Genomic DNA, 22,626 nt, shown 5'->3' on the forward strand with positions numbered 1-22,626 from the left:
ATGGCCATATCTCAGACCCCTATCGGCATATGTTCGGCGCTGCGCTCCACTTTGCGCGGCGCAACGATTTCCTTCCATTGTGACAGCGCCCGATTGACGGCACCGTTCGGCTCGCGCTCGACGAAGCGCCCGTCGCCCGGCTCTGCCGTGACGTGTCCCTTGTCGAAAGCGATACGCCCGCGTGAAAGCGTCGTCCTCGGCAGGCCCTTGAGTTCAAAGCCTTCGAACACGTTGTAATCAATGGAGGAATGCTGTGTTTTTGCAGAAACCTTCTTGGTGGCCTCCGGGTCCCATATGACAAGATCAGCATCCGCGCCCGGCAGCACGGCGCCTTTCTGCGGATAGATGTTCAAGATCTTGGCAATGTTGGTCGAGGTGACAGCCACGAACTCGTTTGGCGTCAGGCGGCCAGTGCGCACGCCGCGCGACCACAACACTGGCATGCGTTCTTCGAGGCCGCCCGTTCCATTCGGAATCTTGGTGAAATTGCCGATGCCGTAACGCTTCTGCTCGGTGGTGAATGCGCAATGGTCGGTTGCAACGCATTGCAGGCTTCCAGCCGCAAGACCGGCCCACAGGCTGTCCTGATTGACCTTGTCACGGAATGGCGGAGACATTACCCGGCGCGCAGCATAATCCCAGTCCTTGTTATGATATTCGCTCTCGTCAAGCGTCAGGTGCTGGATCAAAGGCTCGCCGAACACGCGCATACCCTTTTGCCGGGCACGGCGGATCGCTTCATGGCTCTGTTCGCAGGAAACATGCACGACATAGAGCGGAACGCCTGCCTGATCGGCAATCATGATGGCGCGATTGGTTGCTTCGCCTTCCACTTCCGGCGGACGCGAATAGGCATGTGCTTCCGGCCCATCGTTGCCTTCGGCCATGAGCCTGGCCTGCAACTGCGCAACAATGTCGCCGTTTTCAGCATGAACGAGCGGCATGGCACCCAGTTCCGCACAACGCTGGAACGAGGCGAACATCTCGTCATCATTCACCATCAAAGCGCCCTTATAGGCCATGAAGTGCTTGAAGGTGTTGATGCCGCGCTTCACCACCTCGGCCATTTCATTGAAAGTGCGCTCGTTCCAGCCGGTGATCGCCATGTGGAACGAATAATCAGTGCGCGCCTTGCCTGCCTTCTGGAACCATTCCTGAAGCGCGTCGAGCAGATTGCCCTCGGAATCCGGCAGCACGAAATCGACTACCATCGTCGTCCCGCCAGAAAGGGCAGCCGCCGTTCCAGTATCGAAATCGTCGGAAGAATAGGTCCCCATGAAGGGCATTTGCAGATGGGTGTGCGGGTCGATGCCACCCGGCATAATATAGCAGCCGGATGCATCTATGACTTCATCGCCGGAGAGATTGTCGCCGACAGCGACAATCTTTTCGCCTTCGATGAGAACATCGGCTTTAAAGGTGCGGTCAGCCGTGATGACGGTTCCGCCTTTGATGACCTTTGCCATTGTTCGTCGTTCCCCTTTTTGGTTTTGTTGCGAACAGTAGCAGTAGTGGATGGTTGTGAAATCAGCTTACAATTTCAGCAGTCTCCAATACCGCATGCAGAAGCACGTCGGTTCCCGCCGACGCCCATTCCTTCGAAATATCCTCGTCTTCATTATGGCTGAGCCCGTCCACGCATGGACACATAACCATGGCGGTTGGTGCGACGCGATTGACCCAGCAGGCATCGTGGCCCGCGCCGGAAACGATGTTGCGATGGCTATAGCCAAGTCGCTCTGCCGCATTGCGGATCGCCACCACGCAGCCATCATCAAAAGTCACCGGGTCGAAATGTCCGGCCACTTCAATCTCGATGCCGATGCCCAGTTCTGCGGCGATCTTTGGCGCTTCCTTTTCAAACCGCGTTTTCATATCGTCCAGCACATCCTGGTTGGGCGAGCGGAAATCCACGGTGAAAACGATCTGACCCGGAAGCACATTGCGTGAATTGGGTGAGACGTCGATATGGCCGACACCGCCCACCGCATCCGGCTGGTGAGACATGGCGATTTCGTTGACGAGCTGCAGCATCTTGCCGAGGCCAAGGCTTGCATTCTTGCGCATCTTCATAGGTGTAGAGCCGGTATGCGCTTCCTTGCCGGTCAAGGTTACCTGTAGCCACCACAGTCCCTGACCGTGCGTGACAACACCGATGTCCTTGTGCTCGACCTCAAGGATTGGTCCCTGTTCAATATGAAGCTCGAACATCGCATGGATTTTGCGCTGCCCAACCGGTTCATCGCCTTTCCAGCCAATGCGCTCCAGTTCGTCTCCGAATTTCTTGCCTTTGGCATCTGTGCGCTGATAGGCCCAGTCCTGCTCGTGCACACCGGCAAAAACACCCGATGAGAGCATCGCCGGGGCAAATCGCGTGCCTTCCTCATTCGTCCAGTTGACGACGACAATGGGCCGCTTCGTCTTAATGTTCATATCGTTGAGCGTGCGCATCACTTCGAGGCCGCCGAGCACACCCAGCACGCCATCGAATTTGCCGCCAGTCGGCTGCGTGTCGAGATGGCTGCCCATATAGACCGGATCGGCTTCGGCATCTTCGCCGGGGCGCGTGAAGAACATGTTCCCCATCGTGTCCACGCCCATGGACAGCCCGGATTTTTCGCACCAGCTCTGGAACAGTTTGCGGCCTTCGCCGTCTTCATCAGTCAAGGTCTGGCGGTTGTTACCACCGCGCACACCGGGCCCGATCTGGGCCATGTCCATCAGACTGTCCCAAAGACGATCGCCGTTGACTCTAAGATTGCTGGTGAGCACCATGCGCTCTGCCTCCGCATTATGTATGTGCGTTCAAATTCGAGCCATTATACTGCTAGCCCGCATCCACCCGCCAATATATGTTCCCACGACCCGGCTCTTTGGCCACAATATTCTTGCCTTGCGGGCAAAAACTTGACTAGTTGGTCAAATTGCAGGCTAGAAGAGCGTTTGAATATGGTCAAGCGCTTTTGAAAAATTCTACACTGCTGAAAGGTGTCAAATGGCCACAGCTCCTTCAGACTCACGGACCGACATGGTCGAGAACGAAAAAATGTCGAACGACAAGTCGGAAGGTGCGACGCGCATTCAGGGTATAAATCGCAGGCTTATCCTCGATGCCGCTCTGGAGGTTTTTTCGGCTTATGGCTTTCGAGGTTCGACGGTCGATCAGATCGCCGAGAAGGCAGGCATGTCGAAGCCGAACCTGCTTTATTATTTCCCGCGCAAGCAGAACATCTACGTGACCGTGCTGGAAGATACGCTTGCCACCTGGCTGGAGCCTTTCGAACACATTAATCCGGACGGTGACCCGCTGGAAGAATTGCGGCGCTACATCGCCGTGAAGCTTGAAATGTCGGCGAAGAAACCGGAGGCTTCACGCCTTTTCGCCAATGAAATTCTGCATGGCGCTCCGGCGATTTCTGATTTTCTCAAAGGGCACCTGAAGCAGTTGGTCGATGAAAAAGCGGCTGTCATTCATCGATGGATTGCTGAAAAGCGATTAGCTCCGGTCGATCCTTATCATCTGATTTTCACCATATGGGCGGTGACGCAGCATTATTCGGATTTTTCCGTGCAGATCGGCGCCGTTCTCGGGCAGCGTTCCGAGGAGCCCGGGTTTTATGATGAAACAGCCAATGCGGTAAGCGCCATCATTCTTGACGGCATTCGCCCACGCAACCAGAATTCGTCATCATGAAAACGATTCTTATTGCAGCAGCCATTGTCCGCGATGAAGCGGGCCGTTTCCTCCTTGTACGCAAGCGGGGCAGCGAGATTTTCTTCCAGCCCGGCGGCAAGATCGATGCGGGCGAGCAGCCTCAAATCGCACTCATCCGTGAGATCGAGGAAGAACTCGGCATTCTCATTGATGAGAGCCAGTTGCGCTATGCAGCAAAAATGGCAGCCCCTGCCGCCAACGAAGTCGATGCAACGGTTGAGGCGGAGTTGTTTCACCTCAAGCTGAAAGATGGTCAGGTTCCAATTGCATCCAGCGAGATCGAGGAGCTTTTATGGAACCCGCCGGGTGACATAACGCGTCCGGTTGCGCTTCTGTCACAGAGCATTCAAGCGCGCTTTGCCGCGGATTACTGAGCCACTTGCAGCTCTACCCGGTTTCCTTCGCCATCGAAAAGATGAAGGTGCTGTGCCGGGAAGCTCACCTGAATGGAGCCCTGCGCATGAAGCGCATCGCGAGCCAGCGTGAAAATCTTGAACGGCAATCCATGCAGGCTGAGATGCAGGATAATGCCGAAGCCAGTCGGCTCGACCAGATCGACATCAGCCGCCAGTCCTGCTGAATTCTCGATATGCACATGCTCTGGACGAATGCCAAGCGTAGCGCTCGCGCCGTCCTTGAGCTTCAAGGGCTGCGGCAATGCGATGAGCGTGCCGTCCTTGAGTTTCAGACGCGGACCACCATCCTGTTCAAGATAGGCCACATCAAGGAAGTTCATGGCGGGTGAGCCGATGAAACCCGCCACGAAGAGATTGGCCGGGCGGTCATAAAGCTCCAGTGGAGAGCCGACCTGTTGCACCACACCGCCATGCATGGCGACGATACGGTCGGCCAGAGTCATGGCTTCGATCTGGTCATGTGTCACATAGATGGATGTGGCTTTCAGCTCGCCATGCAGCTTCTTGATTTCAGCGCGCATCTGCTCGCGCAGACGGGCGTCGAGGTTGGAAAGCGGCTCGTCAAAGAGGAAGGCCTTGGGCTGACGCACAATGGCGCGGCCCATGGCAACACGCTGACGCTGGCCGCCGGAAAGCGCTTTCGGACGACGCTCCAGCAAAGGATCAAGGCCGAGCTTGGCGGCGGTCGATTTGATGGCGCTTGCGATCTTTTCTTTCGGCGTTTTACGCAGCCGCATACTGTAGCTCATATTGTCGGCGACACTCATATGCGGGTAGAGCGCATAGGACTGAAACACCATCGCAATATCGCGGTCTTTGGGTGCCAGTTCATTGACGCGCTTGCCGCTGATCTGCACCTGGCCGGCGGTGATGTCTTCAAGTCCTGCAATCATGCGCAGCAAGGTGGATTTGCCACAGCCTGACGGGCCGACCAGCACGATGAATTCGCCATCTTTGATCTCAAGATCAACGCCGTGCAGAACAGCATGTTCGCCATAGCTTTTGCGGACTGACTGAATATCGATGGAAGCCATAGGGAAAAATCCTTTCAGCCTTTGACCGCGCCAGCCGTGAGGCCCTGCACGAGATATCGTTGAATGAGGAAGAAGAAGAGACAGGCCGGGATCAGCGCGAGCACGCCCGCTGCCATCATCTGTCCGAAATCGACCGAGAATTTTGAGACGAAGCTCAAAAGCCCGACCGGGAACGTGGCTGAATCATTGCCGGAAATCAGCATCAGCGCGAACAGAAGCTCGCTCCACGCTGCGGTGAAAACAAAGCCGAGCGTTGCAGCAATACCGGGCAGGGTCAGCGGCAGAATGATCTGGCGGAAAGCCATGAACTGCGTTGCGCCGTCGATCTTGGCGGCTTCTTCGAGATCCTTCGGAATGCCGTCGAAGAACGACTGCATCAGGAAGGTGGCAAAAGGCACATTGAATGCCGAATAGACGATGATGAGGCCGATCAGGCTGTTGGTGAGACCGAGCGGTGCCATGATCTTGTAGATTGGCGCGATCAGCATCACGAGCGGAAACATCTGTGTCAGCAGCATCAGCGCCACAATCCAGTATTTGGCGCGGAAGTTGAAACGTGAAAGCGCATAACCGGACAGCGAAGCCAGCAGCGTAACGATAATGGCGGTTGAGCCGGATACGATCAGGCTGTTGCGGAAGAACAGCGGAAACGAGCTGTTGTTCAACACATGGCTGAAGTGATCGAACGTCATGCGCGATGGCCAGAGCCGTACGCCTTCGCTGTAAAGCAGATCATTAGGCGTGACGGAAACCTTCACCAGCCAGAAAATCGGAAACAGTGCAAACAGGACGAATAGCAGAATGGCAATGCGATGCGCGCCAACAAGGAGGAGCTTACGGTTGGTCATGGCCTCAATCCTTGTTCAGAAGCGTCTGGCGCAACAGCACAATGAGCATCGAATAGACCATCAGCAAGACGAGCAGGACCATCGCAATCGCCGAGGCATAGCCGAAATCGAGCCGTTTGAAGGCTTGCGTGAAGATATAGCTGGCGACGATCTGGGTCCGGTCGGCAGGGCCACCGCCGGTCATCACGACGATCAGATCGGCACTGTTGGCAATCCAGACGGTGCGCAGCAAAATGGTGATGGCCATGGTTGGCGCAAGATAGGGAAGCGTGATCGAGAGAAAACGCTGGACGGGGCCAGCGCCATCGATCGCTGCTGCTTCATAAAGATCGCGCGGGATAGCCTGCAAAGCGGCCAGCATGGTGATGGCAAAGAACGGAATACCCCACCACACACCTGCGGTAATGATGCCCCACATGGCCAGATTAGGGTCGGACAGGATGTTGTCTGGCGCGCTTAGAAGGCCGATTGCATGTAGCCAGTGTGGCAGCGGGCCGATAACCGGATTAAAAAGCCATGCAAAGTTAAGACCTGTGAGGAAGGTCGGCACAGCCCATGGCAGAAAGATCAGCGCCTGTGCCAGCCCACGTCCGGCGAATGGCTTGTCGAGCAGCAGGGCAAGAATAAGCCCGAAAACGAATTGCAGCAGCACGGAGCAACCGGTCCACCAGAGTGTGTTTTTCAAGGAACGATAGAAAGCCTGATCGGTCGCAAGTTCACGGAAATGATCAAGCCCCACATAGCCACCCGAAAACGGGTTAAGCAACTGAATGTCGCGAAAGGCATAGGAGACGCCGAGGATCAGCGGAACCAGCATGATGGCGCCGATGAGGATCAGTGCGGGGGCGCTGTAGAGATAAGGTTCGGAGGCGTGCGCAAGTCGCTGCAAAAAGCTGCGGCGGTCCTGCTTTTCACTCGGCACTTCTTTGCGCACCGGGGCCTTTATGGAAGCGGTGTCATTCATCATTTTTCCCTTCGCGGGGCTGCATCATTCGCTTTGCAGGCGCGGTTGTTCCACGCCTGCAAGCTGTTCATGGTGCTATTGCTTTGAAAGGTGCTTCTGCTGCGCCTTGGTCAGATATTCTGCCCACTGGTCGGCGAGCTGGTCCGGCGTAATGTCGCCGAGAAGCGCTTCCTGCGAGGTCTTGATGACGAGCGAATCCTTGAAGAAGGCAAATTCTTCCAGATAGGTCGGCATGACGGTTGGAACGACGTTCTTGTCAGCCAGTTCATCGAACCAGCCCTTGAACTGCTCGCCGCTATAAAACGGATCGTTCTGAGCGGATTTGAGAACCGGCAATGCACCGGTGCGCTTGTTCCATTCGATGTTGCCTTCCGGGCCTTCCAGCATCGAGATCAGCTTCCAGGAAAGATCCTTGTTCTTGCTTCCACTCATCATTGACCATCCGGCAAAACCGATGGTCGGGAAGGTCTTGCCATCCGGGCCCTTCGGCATGATGGTAACGCCGAAATCTTCCGGCTTCATGCGCTCGGCAATGGCGATCAGTGCATCCGGGTCTTGGTTGAGGAAGGCGCAGGTGCCGCTATAGAAACCGGCAACGGTTTCGTTGAAGCCCCAGTTGACGCTGTCCTTTGGTGCAAGGCCGTTCTTGTAAAGATCGACCATCCAGGTGATGCCCTTTTTCCAGCCTTCGCTGTTCATGGTCGAGGTGCCGTCTTCATTGAAGAACTTGTTGTTGCCCGCCATGGATGCAGCAAAAATCACCCAGCCATTGAGGCCGCCGGGACCGCCACGCATACAGAAACCGGATTTGCCGGGAAGGGCTGCGATCTTCTTGGAAGCTTCGACAAATTCGTCCATCGTCTTCGGCGGCTCGGAGACGCCGGCTTCGCTAAGCAGTTTCTTGTTGTAGAACATGGCGTTCAGATAGAAGCCGTAAGGCAGCGTATATGCTGTGTTGTTGACGCTTCGGCCAAGCTCAAGCGCACGTTCGGTCAGGTCTGGAGTGGTTTCCCACTTTTCGAGATAAGGTTCGAGGTTCTCCAACATGCCGTTGTTGCCATAGAGCGAAACCCAGGTGTCCGGCATTTCCATGACATCGGGAATTTCGCCAGCCGAAACCATGGTTGCGAATTTCTGGAAGGATTCGCCCCATGGCAGCGAGATGATCTCGACCTTGGTGCCCGGATTGGCTGCCTCAAACTTGGTAACGATGGATTCGAGCGTCTTTGTGCGCTCCGGGCTGGTGATGACTTCAACAAGCTTCAGCCTGGTATCGGCAAGCGCCGTACCGCTCAAAAGCATGGTTGCGAATGCGGCTGCTATTAGTTTTTTCATTGCAGTTCCCCTTATTGCTCCTCACTGGATTTTCGTTATTCGGTCGATGCTGCGAGCGCTCCTTCGATATCCCGCCACAGCGCTTCCGTTCCTTCCAGTCCGACATGCAGGCGCACGGAGCGCGGGTCGATGCCGAACGTATGCGCCGAATTTGGCTGTGCCTTCTGCTGCAGCACGACTTCGCCCGGCACGATCAGGCTTTCATGTCCGCCCCAGCTCACGCCGAGCTTGAACAGATCAAGATGATTGCAGAATTCGCGAATGTTCACGCCTTCCCGGAAGATGACCGAGAAGAGACCGGACGTGCCCTTGAGACCCGCAGGCAGACGATTGGCAAGTGCCGGGTGGCAGACGGTTTCAACCACATCCAGCGCCTGAAGACGCTTTGCGATTTCCAGCGCTGAAGCCTCGTGCGCCTTCATGCGTGTTGGCAAAGTGCGCATGCCGCGCACCAGAAGCCACGCATCAAACGGTGAAAGCTTCCCACCGAGATATGGATAGGTTTCTGCGCGGATTGCGTTAATCAACTCTTTCGAACCGGTCACGACACCGGCGACGACATCGCTATGGCCGCCAAGATATTTCGATGCTGAATGCACGACGAGATCAACGCCAAGCGACAGCGGGCGCTGGAAGATCGGGCTGGCCCAGCTGTTGTCGATGATGCTCAGCACGCCATGCTGCTTGGCAATCGTTGCCAAGGCGCCGACATCATGGGCTTCCATAACCCAGCTTGTCGGGCTTTCCATGTAGAAGAGCTTTGCACCGGGCAGGGCTTTTGCGACCGCTTCCTCGTCGCGGCCATCGACGTAGTCTACCTGCACCTGCATGCGCTTCATAATGGTGCCGAACAGGCGGAACGCATCTGGATAGACATGGCGCACGGCAACAATGCGATCACCCGGCTTAACAAATGCCAGAACACTTGAGGAGATCGCAGCCATACCGCTGGCAAACCCCAGCGCGTCTTCGCCGCCTTCAAGTTTCGCCAGCATTTCTTCAAATGCCCGTACGGTCGGGTTCAGGCCGCGCGTGTAGATCGGGCGAACCTTTTCGCCGCGATAGGAAGCGACCATGTCGTCATAGCTTGGGAAGGTGAAAAGTGATGTCTGCACGATGGGCGGAACCACGGCGTCGAAAGCATTGCCTTCATCGTGGGCAACCGTAAGCGCTGCGAAATCCAGCGGATCCATCCCGTCAGTCATTTGGACATTTCCTTGATGTCTTCCTCGACAATGTCGAGGATTTTGAGTGTTTCCTGCCGAGCGGCTTCAGGGTCCTGAGCCACGATGGCGTTAAAGAGCGTGCGGTGGAACGGAAAGGTTCGCCGCGCGAAGTCGATCCGCTCGAACGGATGATCCCAGAAGTGCAAGAAGGCTTCGCGCATCTGTTCGAGCAATTGTCTGAAAAGCGGATTATGAGTCGCGTCATAAATGGCGAGGTGAAACGCCAGATCTTCCGGACCTGACGTGCCTTCCGCGATATGAACGCGCTCCATCTCATCGAGGTTGCGTTCGATGATAACGAGGTCTTCTGCCGTGCGTTTGCGGGCGGCGACCATGCTGGCCTCGGCTTCGATACCACGGCGCACTTCAAGCGATTGCAGCAATGCATCGCGCAATTGCGCGGGGTCGAATGAAAGCGGCATGTGGATGGTTGCCGCCGAAATCGGCTTCAGCAGATACGTGCCGCTGCCTTTGCGGGCTTCGATCACACCCAGCGCCTGAAAGTGTCGGATTGCTTCGCGAATGGTGGAACGACCGACTGCGAGTGCTGCCATCAGTTCGCGCTCTGCGGGGAGGCGGTCTCCGGCCTGAAGATGCGCTGTCGCGATATAATTGGCGAGCGCGTCCGTTACCTGCCGGGCGCGATCCATCGGCGGTAATGGCGCAATCTGCAGCAGCCTGCGATCTTTCATCCTGCCTCCACTTCACAGACTGGCCTAGAAACTTGAAGCGCAATCAGATCAGACCTGGTTCCCTTATTGGTTTTAAAATTGGTCTGACATCATAGTAATATCGGCAGGAATTCAAGGCTGTCAAGAGCGGTTTATTTGCGAGTGAATGGACTGTTCGCATGCGCATGCTTTTCCGATTGCGCTTCTGCAAGCTTGCTCCTATCAATCGCTGGAAGAGGCAGCGCATCCCGAAAAGTGCGAAGCGGTTTTCGGAACAAGATGCGCGAAAAACAAAGCGCATCCCGAAAAGTGCGAAGCGGTTTTCGGAACAAGATGCGCGAAAACGGAGTGCGGCATTCTGCGTGCCGCGATGGAGGAAATACCCATGCAATTAAAGGCATCCGAGAAGCGGGCGCTTGGCCGCACCGGCCTGACTGTAACCGCGCTTGGTCTGGGTACTGCACCTTTGGGTGGGCTTTATGCGCCTGTTTCCCGTGCTGACGCGGACGCATTGCTGGAAGCCGGTTGGAGCAGTGGTATCCGCTATTTCGACAGCGCGCCGATGTACGGCTACGGCCGATGCGAACACCTTCTTGGCGACATGCTGCGCGAAAAGAGCGAGCGTGCTGTTGTCTCAACGAAGGTCGGGCGCTTGATGGCCAATGAGCGCGCTGGTCGTACCTTACCTCCACCACTGCCGAAAAATCCGTTCGATTCGGGCTGGCACAATGGCCTCAATTTTCGTGAGGTTTTTGACTACAGCTATGATGGCATCATGCGGAGCTTCGATGACAGCCAGCAGCGTCTTGGCTTTCCGGAAATCGATCTTCTCTATGTTCATGATATTGGTCGCGTGACCCATGGCGACAGACACGAACTTCACTGGAATGCGCTGACCAAGGGCGGTGGTTTCCGTGCGCTGACCGAGTTGCGCGCGGCAGGCAATGTCAAGGGTTTTGGTCTTGGTGTGAATGAATGGCAGGTCATTCGCGATGCGCTCGACGAGGCTGATCTTGATTGTTCGCTTCTGGCTGGCCGCTATTCGCTACTCGATCAGGTGTCCGAAAAGGAATTTCTGCCGCTGGCACAAAAGCGTGGCATGGCGCTGGTGATAGCCGGTGTGTTCAACTCCGGTATTCTGGCTGCACCGCGCGGCGGCGAACAGAAGTTCGATTATGCCGACGCGCCTGCTGAAATCATTGCTCGCACCAATCGCCTGCATGATATTTGCGATGAGTATCATGTGCCGCTCGCCGCTGCCGCCATGCAGTTCCCGATGATGCACGAGGCCGTCAGCTCTATTCTGATCGGTGTTCGTTCGCCGGAACAGATCAGGCAGAATGTCGTCTGGTTCGAGCAGTCGATCCCGGGCGAATTCTGGACGACGCTTCGCTCGGAAGGTCTCATTTCCTAATCATGACTTCCAAAATTCTCTGCGTTGGTGCCCTCACCATGGACACCATTCTCCGCCTTGATGAACTCCCACACGCGGCAGGTAAATATCTGCCGCGCGAAGCCGTGGAAATCGCAGCCGGCATGGCTTCAAGTGCAGCCGCTGCGATTGCCCGGCTTGGCGGTGATGTGGCGCTCTGGGCTTCTGCCGGGGTTGATCCGGTGGGTGATCGCGCTGTTGCAGAGCTTGAAGCCGAAGGCATTGATTGTGCCTATATCCGGCGGCTGGAAGGCGCGCGCACGGCATTTTCTTCGATCCTTGTCGATGCGAATGGTGAGCGCATCATCGTGCCGTTTTATGATCGCAGGCTTGCAAGTCCATCTGATCCGGTGCCGCCGATTACGGCAGGAGCCTATGCTGCCGTCATGACCGATGTTCGCTGGCCATGGGCTGCTGAAACGGCGCTGCGTGCGGCACGCGATGCAGGTATTCCGGCGATACTTGATGCTGATACGGCACCCGTCGAACTGCTGGAAACGCTGTTGCCGCTTGCAACTCATATTGTGGCGTCAGAACCTGCTGCCATCAGTGTTGCGGGCACAACGGATTTAGTCGAATGTGTACGTATTCTCAGCAATCGCTATGATGTTTTCACGTCTGTTACTGGTGGCGCAGATGGCTGCTATTGGGCGGAAGGTGCTGGCAAGCCTGTTTCCCATGTGGCCGGTTTCAAGGTCGATGCGGTGGATACGCTGGCTGCGGGCGACGTCTTTCATGGTGCTTTCGCGCATGGTCTGGTTGAGGGCAGGAAGATTGCCGACATCATCCGTTTTGCCAATGCCGCTGCCGCCATCAAATGCGCGCGCTTTGGTGGACGCGCTGGTTCACCGAGTCAGGCCGAAGTTGTTTCCTTCATTGAAACCGGCATTGTTCCAGTCCGATAATCTCTAAATCCTTCCCCCAAAATGACGCGATTGCACACTGAACTCGAATTGACTCTTTACTAACATGTTAGTATGTGCAAACTTAAAGTTCAAATTTGGGAGGAGCCAGTTTTGGCACATAACAATTCCGGGCAGGAGCGCTTCGGGCTCTCTGCAGCGCTCACGACGCCATTCGATGCAGATGGCAAAATCGATGTCAGCCGTGCGCTGAAGCACGCACGCGCACGCCTTGATAATGGCTGCTCAAGCGTAACCCTGTTCGGCACGACCGGCGAAGGTTCGTCGATTGCCGATGCCGAGCGCGCCGCCCTTCTTGATGCGTTTATCGCGCAGGGCTTTCCTGCCGCCAATATCGTTGTTGGCGTTATGGAGAACTCGGTTGCCGATGCGGTTCTTCAGGCAGGTGATGCGTTGCGTCGCGGCTGCAAGGCCATCCTTCTGGCGCCGCCTTCCTATTTCAAGAACCTCTCCGATGAGGGCCTGTTCGACTGGTTCTCGGCAGTCTTCAAAGGTTTGGGTGAAGATGCGCGCAGCATCATTCTCTACAATATTCCGTCGGTGACTGCGGTTGAACTGTCGGTCGATCTCATCGGTCGTCTGCGTGCGGCTTTCGGTGACATTATTACGGGCGTGAAGGATTCGTCCGGTAATTGGGCCTATACGGAAAAGCTGCTTGCAGCCCACAAGGATATTGCGATCCTGATCGGCGATGAACGCGACCTTGCGGCCGGTGTGCGTCTCGGCGGGCAGGGTGCGATTTCCGGCATGGCAAATCTGTTCCCGCACCGCCTGCTGCGCATGATCAATGACGGTCAGGATGATGCCGAACTGGTCGATGCCGTGCAGCGGTTGTTGAACTATCCCGTAACGCCTGCGGTCAAGGCCATGGTGGCGCGTCATACGGGTGACAAGGAATGGCGTCGTGTACGTGCGCCGCTGATTTCGCTGAATGATGCGGAATTCGATGCAATTGGCAGTGTATTCGACCGTCTGCATATGGCAAAAGCAGCTTGAGGGCGGCATAAGCCTTGGAGGATAGAGGGGAACGGCTTTGGCGGAAGATCATAACGAACCGGTGAAACTGCGGGATAAGGCTTATCAGAGCTTCACCCAGCATTTGCTGGCGCGCGATTTCCATCCGGGCCAGTTCGTTTCACAGCGCCAGCTCGTCACCATGACGGGCTTGCCGCTGGGAGCTATCCGCGAACTGATCCCGCGTCTTGAAGCGGAAGGTCTTATCAAGACCGTGCCTCAGCGCGGGCTCCAGATCGCCCATATTGACCTCAATCTGATCCGTGAAGCGTTTCAGTTCCGGCTTTTCATCGAGAAAGAGTCGGTTGCGATTTTTTGTCAGTCGGCTTCCGACGAGTTGCTGCGTTCATTGCGTGCGGAGCATGAGGAAACGCTGGAGCGTGCAAAGGCAGAAGGCGAAACGCCGGAGCTTGAAGAACGGGCGCAGAATATCGACTGGAGCCTGCACGATACGATTGTCGGCTCGCTCGACAATGAAATCATCTGGCGTGCCTATCAGACGAACACCATCAAGATGCGTCTGATCAATCAGGAGCGTTTCCGCATCACCGGACGTGTTATCCCGGTCATGCAGGAGCATCTGGCTGTGCTTGCTGCTATTGAAACACGCGATCCGCAGACAGCCATGGATGCCATCGCCGTTCACATCAACAATGCGCGCAAGCTGGCTTTGCAGATTTAACAACCAGGGCCGGGCAAGAGGAGTTGCCAGGCCGGAAGAAGGATAGGGGAGGAGCATGTAATGAATCTATTACGTCCAACACGTCGCCAGTTTCTGGCGGGATCAGCAGCAATCGCTGCATCTGGTATGACGGGTATCAGCCCATCTTTCGCCCAGTCGAAAGTCGACTGGAAGAAATTTGCCGGGACCACGCTTGAAGTAAACCTCATCAAGAGCCCGCGAGGAGAAATTCTTCAGAAATACCAGAAGGAATTTGAAGAGCTCACTGGCATCAAGGTGCATTCCGAACAGATGCCGGAACAGCAGCAGCGCCAGAAAGCGGTGATCGAGCTGACGTCTGGCCGTCCGAGCTTCGACGTCATCCATATCAGCTATCACGTTCAAAAGCGCCAGTTTGAAAAGGGTGGCTGGCTTGCCGACCTCAATCCGTTCCTGAAGGACCCAACGCTGACCGAGGCGTCGCTGACGGAAGATGATTTCGCAAGCGCTGGTCTGACCTTCGCCAAGGATGCCAATGGCCGTTTCGGCGCACTGCCATTCTCGGTCGATTACTGGATCATCTACTGGAACAAGGAGCTCTTTGCCGCAAAGGGCATCGAATTTCCGAAGACCTTCGAAGAGCTGGTCGCAGCCGCTGAAGCGCTCACCGATCCATCGACCAACACCTATGGTTTCGTCGCGCGCGGCATGAAGAATGCCAATGCCCCGGTCTATACCAGCCTTCTGCTCGGCTATGGCAAGCAGTCGGTTGATGCGGATGGCAATCTACAGACTGACTCGGCTGAAGGCATTGAAGCCGCCAAGCTCTATCAGCGCCTGATGACCAAATCGGCACCTCCCGGTGTTGCAGGCTTCAACTGGGCTGAATGCCAGTCGAACTTCCTGCAGGGTCGTGTCGGCATGTGGCTCGACGGTATCGGTTTTGCGCCACCGCTCGAAGACCCGAACAAGTCGCGCGTTGTCGGCAAGGTTGGCTATGGTGTCATGCCAGCAGGCCCGAATGCCCAGGCAGCACCGACGACAGGCGATGGCATCGGCGTGACCGAAGCCTCCAAGAACAAGGAAGCCGCATATCTTTACTGCCAGTGGGCCATTTCCAAGGAAATGGGTGCCCGCCTGTTGCAGTCGGGATCGGGCGTTCCGTTCCGCAAGTCAGTCATCGACGATGAGGCCGTGCGCAAGGGCGTCACCATGCCGGAAGGCTGGGTGGAAGCTCTCTCGAAGTCTGCCCCGATCAGCCAGCTCTGCCTGCCGGTCATCGTGCCAGTCACGGAATTCCGCGACATCATCGGGGTCGGCCTTACCAATCTTCTGAACGGTGCGGACGCAGAAGCTGAAATGAAACGCGCGACGGAGGAATTCCGTCCGGTCCTCGCACGGAGCGAAGGAAAATGACATCTGCCGCCCCGACAGGAGCAAAAACGGGAGCTGCTGCCAATGCAGCTTCCTCCACCAAGACTGGCAAGAGCCGCTTGCGGCCGAGCTACTGGCCGTTTGTTCTTCCAGCCTTGATCACCGTCGGGGCGGTGATCGTCTTCCCATGGGTGTTTACACTCTGGATGAGTACCAACCAGTGGCAGCTTGGTGGAGAGCAGAGCTTTGTCGGCTTCGACAATTATCTGCGTCTTGCAGCCGACATGCGCTTCTGGGAATCCATGTGGCATACGGTTGTCTATACGGTTCTGTCGGTCGTGGCTCCGATGGTTTTAGGCACGATCGCAGCGCTGGTCTTTGACAGCAAGCTGCCAATGCGCGGGCTCTTGCGCGGCATCTTTGTCATGCCGATGATGGCAACGCCGGTTGCCGTCGCCCTTGTCTGGACGATGATGTATCACCCGCAGCTCGGCGTTCTGAACTATCTTCTGTCGCTGATCGGCATTCCACCGCAGGAATGGATATTCAATCAGAACACGGTTATCCCGTCACTGGTGGCTGTTGAAACCTGGCAGTGGACGCCGCTTGTCATGCTGATCGTGCTGGGTGGCCTTGCCTCCATGCCGCGCGATCCGTTTGAGAGCGCGGAAATCGATGGTGCAAATGGCTGGCAGAAATTCCGCTACATCACCCTTCCGATGATCCTGCCCTTCATCATGGTGGCTGTCATCATCCGCTCGATTGATGCGCTGAAAAGCTTCGACATCATTTATGCGATGACGCAGGGCGGTCCCGGAACAGCGTCGGAAACGATCAATATCTATCTCTATAACGTGGCGTTTTCCTATTACGACATTGGCTACGCATCGGCGATTGCCGTGGTGTTCTTCATTGTCATTATCGCCATGTCACTGGTTCTTCTGGCGCTGCGCCAGCGGACCAAGTGGAACGCTTAAGGACCGGTCATGGCAAGCAAGTCTATTCTTTCAAAGCTTGGCACTGCACTTCTTGTGTTCATCATCGTGTCGCCGGCAATCTTCTTCTTCGTCTGGATGCTGTCGCTTTCGCTGAAATACGAAATCGACAACGGTGCTTACCCGCCGATCCTGATACCGGAACGCTTTGCCTGGTCGAACTACACCGATATCTTTGCGGCCAACGACTTCCTGCTCTACTTTTGGAACAGCCTTCTCGTGACCGGTATGGCGACATTGCTTGCGCTGCTGGTTGGTGTTCCGGCAGGCTATGGCATCGCACGGCTCAAGGCGCATAAATCGGCAATCGTCATCATGATTGCACGTATGACGCCGGGTCTTTCTTACCTGATTCCGCTGTTCCTGCTGTTCCAGACGCTGGGTCTGCTCGGTACACTCTGGCCGCAGATCATCATCCATCTGGTCGTCACCGTTCCAATCGTGATCTGGATCATGATCGGTTATTTCGAGACAACACCGATGGAGCTTGAAGAAGCAGCCATTATCGATGGTGCTTCCTCGTGGCAGGTGTTCATGAAAGTTGCACTCCCGATTGCCAAGCCCGGCGTTGTGGTGTCGCTCATCCTCGCGGTGATCTTCTCGTGGAACAATTTCGTTTTCGGCATCGTGCTCGCAAGCCGCGAGACACGCACCCTGCCGGTCGCAGTTTACAACATGCTGTCCTTTGAACAGGTCAGTTGGGGGCCACTTGCCGCCGCGGCGCTTGTGGTGACATTGCCGGTCCTGTTGCTAACCGTTTTCGCACAGCGCCAGATCGTTGCAGGTTTGACCGCAGGCGCCGTCAAATAAGAGTTGAGGTTCAAGATGGCATCTGTATCCATCCGAAATGCAATCAAGAAATATGGCAATGTCGGCGTGTTGCACGGCGTGTCCGTGGATATTCAGGACGGCGAATTTGTCGTACTGGTCGGCCCGTCGGGCTGTGGAAAATCCACGCTTCTGCGCATGATCGCAGGGCTTGAGGAAATCAGCGATGGTGAAATCGCCATTGGCCCGCGCGTCGTCAATGATCTGCGCGCCAAGGAACGCGATATCGCCATGGTGTTCCAGAACTATGCGCTCTATCCGCATATGACGGTGGCCGACAATATGGGCTTCGCGCTCATGCTGAAAAACGCGCCGAAGGAAGAACGCGACAGCCGTGTCAATCGTGCAGCAGAAATCCTCGGCCTCAACAAGCTGCTCGACCGCTTCCCCCGCCAGCTTTCCGGCGGTCAGCGCCAGCGTGTGGCTATGGGGCGTGCGATTGTTCGCGATCCACAGGTGTTTCTGTTTGACGAACCGCTCTCCAATCTTGACGCCAAGCTGCGCGTGCAGATGCGCGGCGAGATCAAGGGCCTGCATCAGCGTCTCAAGACCACCACGATTTACGTGACCCACGATCAGATCGAAGCCATGACCATGGCCGACAAGATCGTTGTCATGCGCGATGGTCTGGTGGAGCAGATCGGTGCGCCGCTCGATCTTTATGATCGTCCGGCCAATATGTTTGTCGCTGGCTTCATTGGTTCGCCATCGATGAACTTCGTCAACGGCAAGATCGAAGAAGGTTCGTTTGTGGCTGATGGCGGCATCCGTCTGCCGCTGCCTGAAGGCGATTATTCAAGTCTTTCGGGCAAGGCCGTTTACGGTATGCGCCCTGAGCACATGAAGATTGCCGATAACGGCGTGCCGGTCACAGTCGAAATCGTTGAGCCGACCGGTTCGGAAATCATGGTTATGGGCAAGCTCGGCGATCAGCCGGTTACCTGTCTGTTCCGCGAGCGCCTGACGGTGCGTTCCGGCGATGTGCTGACCATTGCGGTTGATCCGGCAACAAGCCATGTGTTTGAGCCGGAAAAAGGTAAACGCGTCAGTCGCTAAATCATCTGTCAGCAATGAAAAACGCCGGGCTTTTGCCCGGCGTTTTTGATATTTGTTTTACGCGCATCTTATCCGAAAACCGGTTCCCACTTTTCGGGATGCGCTCTATTCCGCAGCCTCTTTCACGGCCATCGGATTGTTCGGATGGGTCGTCCAGTTGGCATATTGTGCCGGGATCGGTGCCTTGGTGCGCGGATCGAAATCACCGATCTGCTCCATGGTGATGCAATCCTCGACCGGGCAGACATTGACGCAAAGATTGCAGCCAACGCATTCCTCATCGATGACCTCAAAGTGCCGCGCACCATTCACCAGATTGGTGATTGCCTGATGCGAGGTGTCCTCGCAGGCAATATGGCAACGCCCGCATTTGATGCAGAGATCCTGATCGATCCGCGCCTTGGTGACATAATTGAGGTTGAGATATTGCCAGTCGCTGACATGCCCCACAGCCATGCCACGGAAATCATCGAGCGTCTGATAGCCTTTGCTATCCATCCAGTCGGAAAGACCGTCGATCATTTCTTCAACGACCTTGAACCCATAGGTCATAGCAGCGGTACAGACCTGAACCGTGCCGCAGCCGAGCGCGATAAATTCGGCTGCATCGCGCCATGTGGTAATCCCGCCAATGCCTGAAATCGGCAGGCCATGCGTTTCAGGATCGCGCGCTATTTCCGCCACCATGTTGAGCGCAATCGGCTTCACTGCCGGGCCGCAATAGCCGCCATGGCTCCCGCGACCATCAATGGATGGGACCGGCGACATGCTGTCGAGATCGACCGACACGATGGAATTGATGGTGTTGATCAACGACACGGCATCTGTACCCGCAGCATGGGCACCGCGTGCGGGCTTGCGAATATCAGTGATGTTCGGCGTCAGTTTGGTGATCACTGGCATTCGGCTATATTGCTTGCACCACTTGACGACCATGGCGACATATTCCGGCACCTGGCCAACAGCCGCACCCATGCCGCGTTCGCTCATGCCGTGCGGACAGCCGAAGTTCAGCTCAATGCCATCTGCGCCGGTTTCTTCCACCAGTGGCAGAATAGCTTTCCATGCTTCTTCTTCGCAAGGCACCATGATCGAAGCGATCAGTGCGCGGTCGGGCCAGCGCATCTTCACTTCTTTCATTTCACGCAGGTTCACTTCCAGCGGCCGGTCGGTGATCAGCTCGATATTGTTGAGACCCAGCAGGCGCCGGTCGGCACCATGGATCGCGCCATAACGCGGACCATTGACGTTGACCACCGGCGGGCCTTCAGCCCCCAGCGTTTTCCAGACCACGCCACCCCAGCCAGCCTTGAAAGCCCGTTCGACATTGTAAGCTTTGTCGGTCGGCGGAGCCGAAGCCAGCCAGAACGGGTTTGGAGACTTGATGCCGAGGAAGTTCGTTGAAAGATCAGCCATTTTTACTCTCCTCAGCCCTGTTCCTGGCCCAATGGCACACTGCGGTCGTGCGAAGCAGACGGGGAGGGCGCATGAAGTGCGCCGCCCGACAACACCGCATCGGCAAAGCCTTCAATCGCTTCGGGACGTTTTGTCAGCGTCGCATGGATGGATTCTGCTGCAACCTTGCCGTCTTCCACCGATGCAACGGTCAGATCCTGACCACCTGCAACGCAGTCGCCCCCAGCCCATATGCCCTCAACGGATGTACGACGATCTTCATCGACGCTGATGCGTCCTTTGGAAAGCCCGATACCTGAACCCGCTAGCGGCTCCGGTTCAAACTTCTGGCCGATTGCCTTGAAAACCTGATCGGCTTCAAGAATGAGATATTCGCCGGTGCCGGAAAGCTTGCCGCTATCGGTATTGGTGTATTCAAAGACCACGGCATTGACCGTGTCGTCTTCGCTCCGCTCAAGTGCATGCGGCTGCAACCAATGACGGATCACCACACCATGAATCTGCGCCAGTTCCTGCTCATAGGCACTGGCGTTCATGTTTTCCTGACCGCGACGATAAACGATGGTCACGTTTTCAGCGCCGAGCTTCTTGGTCTGGATGGCGACGTCTACAGCGGTCATGCCGCCACCGATAACCACGACATTGCGGCCAACGGGCAGAGACGAGAGGTCTTTTGCCTGTCGCAGATTGGCGATGTAATCGACGGCATCGATCACATTGGGCGCATCTTCGCCCGCCAGTCCGAGATCATTCACGCCAGGCATGCCCATGCCGAGGAAAACTGCATCATAGCCAGATTTCAAGGCTTCAATGGTGATGTCCTGACCAAGCGTCTGGTTATATTCGACGTTGATCGCGCCGATTTTGAGCACGAATTCGAGTTCGCGCTGGGCGAAATTATTGACCGTCTTATAGGCGGCAATACCATATTCATTGAGCCCGCCGCCCTTGGGCCGCGCTTCAAAAATCGTCACCTGATGACCATGCATGGCAAGGCGATGAGCCGCAGAGATACCCGCCGGACCGGCACCAACAACAGCGATGTGTTTGCCGGTTTCAGGCGCGCGCTTGAATGGATGATTGCCGGTTTCCATCAGAACATCGGTGGCATAGCGCTGCAATTCACCAATCTTGACCGGCTTGCCTTCCGAAGTTTCGCGAACGCACACTTCTTCGCAGAGCGTTTCTGTCGGGCAAACGCGGGCGCACATGCCGCCAAGAATGTTTTCCGAAAGAATGGTCTTTGCGGCGCCTACCGGATTGCCAGCATTGATCTGCCGAATGAACAACGGAATGTCGATGCTGGTCGGGCAGGCATTCATGCACGGTGCGTCGTAGCAGAAATAGCAGCGATCCGATTCCACAATGGCTTCATGCTTGGTAAGCGGCGGATGCAGATCGTCGAAAACATGCGCGTAGTCGGCCTTTTCAAGCCGCGCCCCACGGATGTCAGGCCCGTTTGCGTGTCTCGGATTATCGACTGCATCAATAGGCGAATTCTCTGCTGATCGCATGGATCGCATCTCCCATTTTTGCTTGCGTTTTGGCGCGGGTTCCCTTTGCGCGCCTCAACTATTCCGGGCTGCGATCTTTGTCGTCATATGATGCCCGTTAATGACAGGATGACAGATTTTCACGGAAGGTCAAATTTTTTATCATATGGTCAATTTATGAGGATTCCGCACTACAAATGCAGAAAAGGCCCGGCTGTAGGAGCGCGGGCCTTTGACATTCAACTAAAATGCGAAATCAAAGCGGATCGGATTTGAGACCGTCCGGCGTCGCTTCCGAGACCGGGAAAGTTTGGGGTTCTTTGGGTAGTGCCGGGCGCGAACTCAGCACCAGAGCGCAACCTGCAATGATGATAGCAGCGCCGACAAACTGAATCACGGAAAGCTGCTCCTTCAGGAACACCGCACCGACCAGAACTGCGATGACTGTCACCACAAATTCAACGCTGATGGCTTTTGTCGGTCCGACATTTCCGACCAGTTTGAAATAAAGCACATAGGTAAGCGCGCTCATCACACATGCCGAAATCAGCAGGTAAGCAAAATCAACCGGCCCCGGCATGGCTGGCACAGGGACGGCAACGATCAATGGCAAGCTCAGAATGCCGCCAAAGACGAATGCGCCGATGGTGGTTTCCCATGAGCCGGTGCCGGAAAGACGGCGGCTGGCATAGTTGCTGCCGAAAGCTGCAGAAAAACAGGAGAAAAGCACAGCAATACAGCCCATGATGAAGGCCGGCGTGACAGCAACGGCAGGGAAGCCAACCAGAAGCACGATGCCGGTCACGCCAAGCAGCAGGCCGATAAGGCCACGCGAGGTGATGCGTTCAAGACCCCAGAGCTGGCTGATAACCATCGAGAAAAGCGGAATGGATGCAACGCAGATAGCGGCCATCGCCGTGCCGATCAGCGGCGTACCATAGGAAAGGCCGATCAGTTGCCCCGCCACCGTTGTTGCGCCGACGACTGCGAAAGGTTTCCATCCGGCATGAAAATCAAGTTTGCGTCCGGAAAGTTTCGCGATTGCAAAAAGCGTTCCGGCGGCAATGAAGGAGCGGAAAGTGACCGCGCCAACCCAGCCGAAGGCTTCGACCACGCGCAGCACGACGAGGAACGATAGTCCCCATGCTACGGCAAGAAAAATATAGGTCGCGATATCTCTGGGTTTCATGCCAGCAGGCTTTCAAGACGTATTGCGAATTATCGC

General features: G+C 56.0%; 21 protein-coding genes. 10 read left to right on the forward strand and 11 right to left on the reverse strand.

The window, feature by feature from the left end; all coding sequences use genetic code 11:
- Positions 1-11: 11 nt before the first annotated feature.
- Entirely contained in the window at positions 12-1,466 is a 1,455-nt protein-coding gene (gene hydA / locus F9K91_RS05205) for a dihydropyrimidinase (RefSeq protein ID WP_151677360.1), read from the reverse strand.
- Between the two features lie 61 nt (positions 1,467-1,527).
- The gene (locus F9K91_RS05210; RefSeq protein WP_151554396.1) at positions 1,528-2,775 is read right to left on the reverse strand and encodes a Zn-dependent hydrolase; all 1,248 of its coding nucleotides are present in this window, start codon (positions 2,773-2,775) and stop codon (positions 1,528-1,530) included.
- 220 nt (positions 2,776-2,995) lie between these two features.
- On the opposite strand from F9K91_RS05210, the gene rutR reads away from it, so the two are divergent.
- Together rutR and F9K91_RS05220 are read left to right on the forward strand one after the other, a co-directional pair.
- Complete coding sequence (gene rutR / locus F9K91_RS05215; RefSeq protein WP_151677361.1) at positions 2,996-3,694, forward strand: HTH-type transcriptional regulator RutR; 699 nt, start codon at positions 2,996-2,998, stop codon at positions 3,692-3,694.
- Complete coding sequence (locus F9K91_RS05220; protein WP_061344948.1) at positions 3,691-4,089, forward strand: NUDIX hydrolase; 399 nt, start codon at positions 3,691-3,693, stop codon at positions 4,087-4,089. Before rutR ends, F9K91_RS05220 begins: the two co-directional genes overlap by 4 nt.
- Here F9K91_RS05220 and F9K91_RS05225 read toward each other — a convergent pair.
- The 6 genes from F9K91_RS05225 to F9K91_RS05250 form a co-directional block, all read right to left on the reverse strand.
- Positions 4,083-5,165, reverse strand: coding sequence for an ABC transporter ATP-binding protein (locus tag F9K91_RS05225; protein WP_151677362.1), 1,083 nt, complete (start codon positions 5,163-5,165; stop codon positions 4,083-4,085). The two genes, F9K91_RS05220 and F9K91_RS05225, sit on opposite strands and share 7 nt — an antisense overlap.
- A gap of 14 nt (positions 5,166-5,179) precedes the next feature.
- On the reverse strand, positions 5,180-6,013 hold the full coding sequence (locus tag F9K91_RS05230; protein ID WP_010658175.1) for a carbohydrate ABC transporter permease: 834 nt from the start codon (positions 6,011-6,013) through the stop codon (positions 5,180-5,182).
- Positions 6,014-6,017: 4 nt separating this feature from the next.
- Positions 6,018-6,977 carry a carbohydrate ABC transporter permease gene (locus F9K91_RS05235; RefSeq protein WP_151677403.1) on the reverse strand — a complete coding sequence of 320 codons (960 nt, stop codon included), beginning with the start codon at positions 6,975-6,977 and terminating at the stop codon, positions 6,018-6,020.
- Between the two features lie 75 nt (positions 6,978-7,052).
- The gene (locus tag F9K91_RS05240) at positions 7,053-8,312 is read right to left on the reverse strand and encodes an ABC transporter substrate-binding protein (protein WP_151677363.1); all 1,260 of its coding nucleotides are present in this window, start codon (positions 8,310-8,312) and stop codon (positions 7,053-7,055) included.
- A gap of 35 nt (positions 8,313-8,347) precedes the next feature.
- Complete coding sequence (locus tag F9K91_RS05245) at positions 8,348-9,517, reverse strand: PLP-dependent transferase (protein ID WP_151677364.1); 1,170 nt, start codon at positions 9,515-9,517, stop codon at positions 8,348-8,350.
- Positions 9,514-10,230 carry a FadR/GntR family transcriptional regulator gene (locus F9K91_RS05250; protein WP_104754621.1) on the reverse strand — a complete coding sequence of 239 codons (717 nt, stop codon included), beginning with the start codon at positions 10,228-10,230 and terminating at the stop codon, positions 9,514-9,516. The genes F9K91_RS05245 and F9K91_RS05250 overlap by 4 nt, the downstream gene beginning before the upstream one ends.
- A gap of 364 nt (positions 10,231-10,594) precedes the next feature.
- Between F9K91_RS05250 and F9K91_RS05260 the strand changes: the two genes are divergently transcribed.
- The 8 genes from F9K91_RS05260 (at position 10,595) to F9K91_RS05295 (ending at position 18,492) form a co-directional block, all read left to right on the forward strand.
- Positions 10,595-11,623 carry an aldo/keto reductase gene (locus tag F9K91_RS05260; RefSeq protein ID WP_151677365.1) on the forward strand — a complete coding sequence of 343 codons (1,029 nt, stop codon included), beginning with the start codon at positions 10,595-10,597 and terminating at the stop codon, positions 11,621-11,623.
- 2 nt (positions 11,624-11,625) lie between these two features.
- Complete coding sequence (locus F9K91_RS05265; RefSeq protein ID WP_151677366.1) at positions 11,626-12,546, forward strand: PfkB family carbohydrate kinase; 921 nt, start codon at positions 11,626-11,628, stop codon at positions 12,544-12,546.
- 111 nt (positions 12,547-12,657) lie between these two features.
- The gene (locus tag F9K91_RS05270) at positions 12,658-13,560 is read left to right on the forward strand and encodes a dihydrodipicolinate synthase family protein (RefSeq protein ID WP_151677367.1); all 903 of its coding nucleotides are present in this window, start codon (positions 12,658-12,660) and stop codon (positions 13,558-13,560) included.
- Between the two features lie 37 nt (positions 13,561-13,597).
- Positions 13,598-14,260, forward strand: coding sequence for a GntR family transcriptional regulator (locus tag F9K91_RS05275; protein WP_151554435.1), 663 nt, complete (start codon positions 13,598-13,600; stop codon positions 14,258-14,260).
- Between the two features lie 60 nt (positions 14,261-14,320).
- A complete protein-coding gene (locus F9K91_RS05280; protein WP_061344959.1) occupies positions 14,321-15,655 on the forward strand; it encodes an ABC transporter substrate-binding protein in 1,335 nt (444 codons plus the stop codon).
- Entirely contained in the window at positions 15,652-16,590 is a 939-nt protein-coding gene (locus F9K91_RS05285) for a carbohydrate ABC transporter permease (RefSeq protein WP_061344960.1), read from the forward strand. The genes F9K91_RS05280 and F9K91_RS05285 overlap by 4 nt, the downstream gene beginning before the upstream one ends.
- 9 nt (positions 16,591-16,599) lie before the next feature.
- Positions 16,600-17,418, forward strand: coding sequence for a carbohydrate ABC transporter permease (locus tag F9K91_RS05290; RefSeq protein WP_151554385.1), 819 nt, complete (start codon positions 16,600-16,602; stop codon positions 17,416-17,418).
- A gap of 15 nt (positions 17,419-17,433) precedes the next feature.
- Entirely contained in the window at positions 17,434-18,492 is a 1,059-nt protein-coding gene (locus tag F9K91_RS05295; protein WP_151554384.1) for an ABC transporter ATP-binding protein, read from the forward strand.
- Positions 18,493-18,597: 105 nt separating this feature from the next.
- On the opposite strand, the gene preA is transcribed toward F9K91_RS05295, so the two are convergent.
- The 3 genes from preA to F9K91_RS05310 form a co-directional block, all read right to left on the reverse strand.
- The gene (gene preA, locus F9K91_RS05300) at positions 18,598-19,908 is read right to left on the reverse strand and encodes an NAD-dependent dihydropyrimidine dehydrogenase subunit PreA (RefSeq protein ID WP_151554383.1); all 1,311 of its coding nucleotides are present in this window, start codon (positions 19,906-19,908) and stop codon (positions 18,598-18,600) included.
- 11 nt (positions 19,909-19,919) lie between these two features.
- A complete protein-coding gene (locus tag F9K91_RS05305; RefSeq protein ID WP_208852677.1) occupies positions 19,920-21,431 on the reverse strand; it encodes an NAD(P)-dependent oxidoreductase in 1,512 nt (503 codons plus the stop codon).
- 226 nt (positions 21,432-21,657) lie between these two features.
- On the reverse strand, positions 21,658-22,590 hold the full coding sequence (locus F9K91_RS05310; protein WP_151677369.1) for a DMT family transporter: 933 nt from the start codon (positions 22,588-22,590) through the stop codon (positions 21,658-21,660).
- Positions 22,591-22,626: the final 36 nt, after the last annotated feature.

It is taken from the genome of Brucella tritici (assembly GCF_008932295.1).
GTDB classification, from domain to species: domain Bacteria; phylum Pseudomonadota; class Alphaproteobacteria; order Rhizobiales; family Rhizobiaceae; genus Brucella; species Brucella tritici.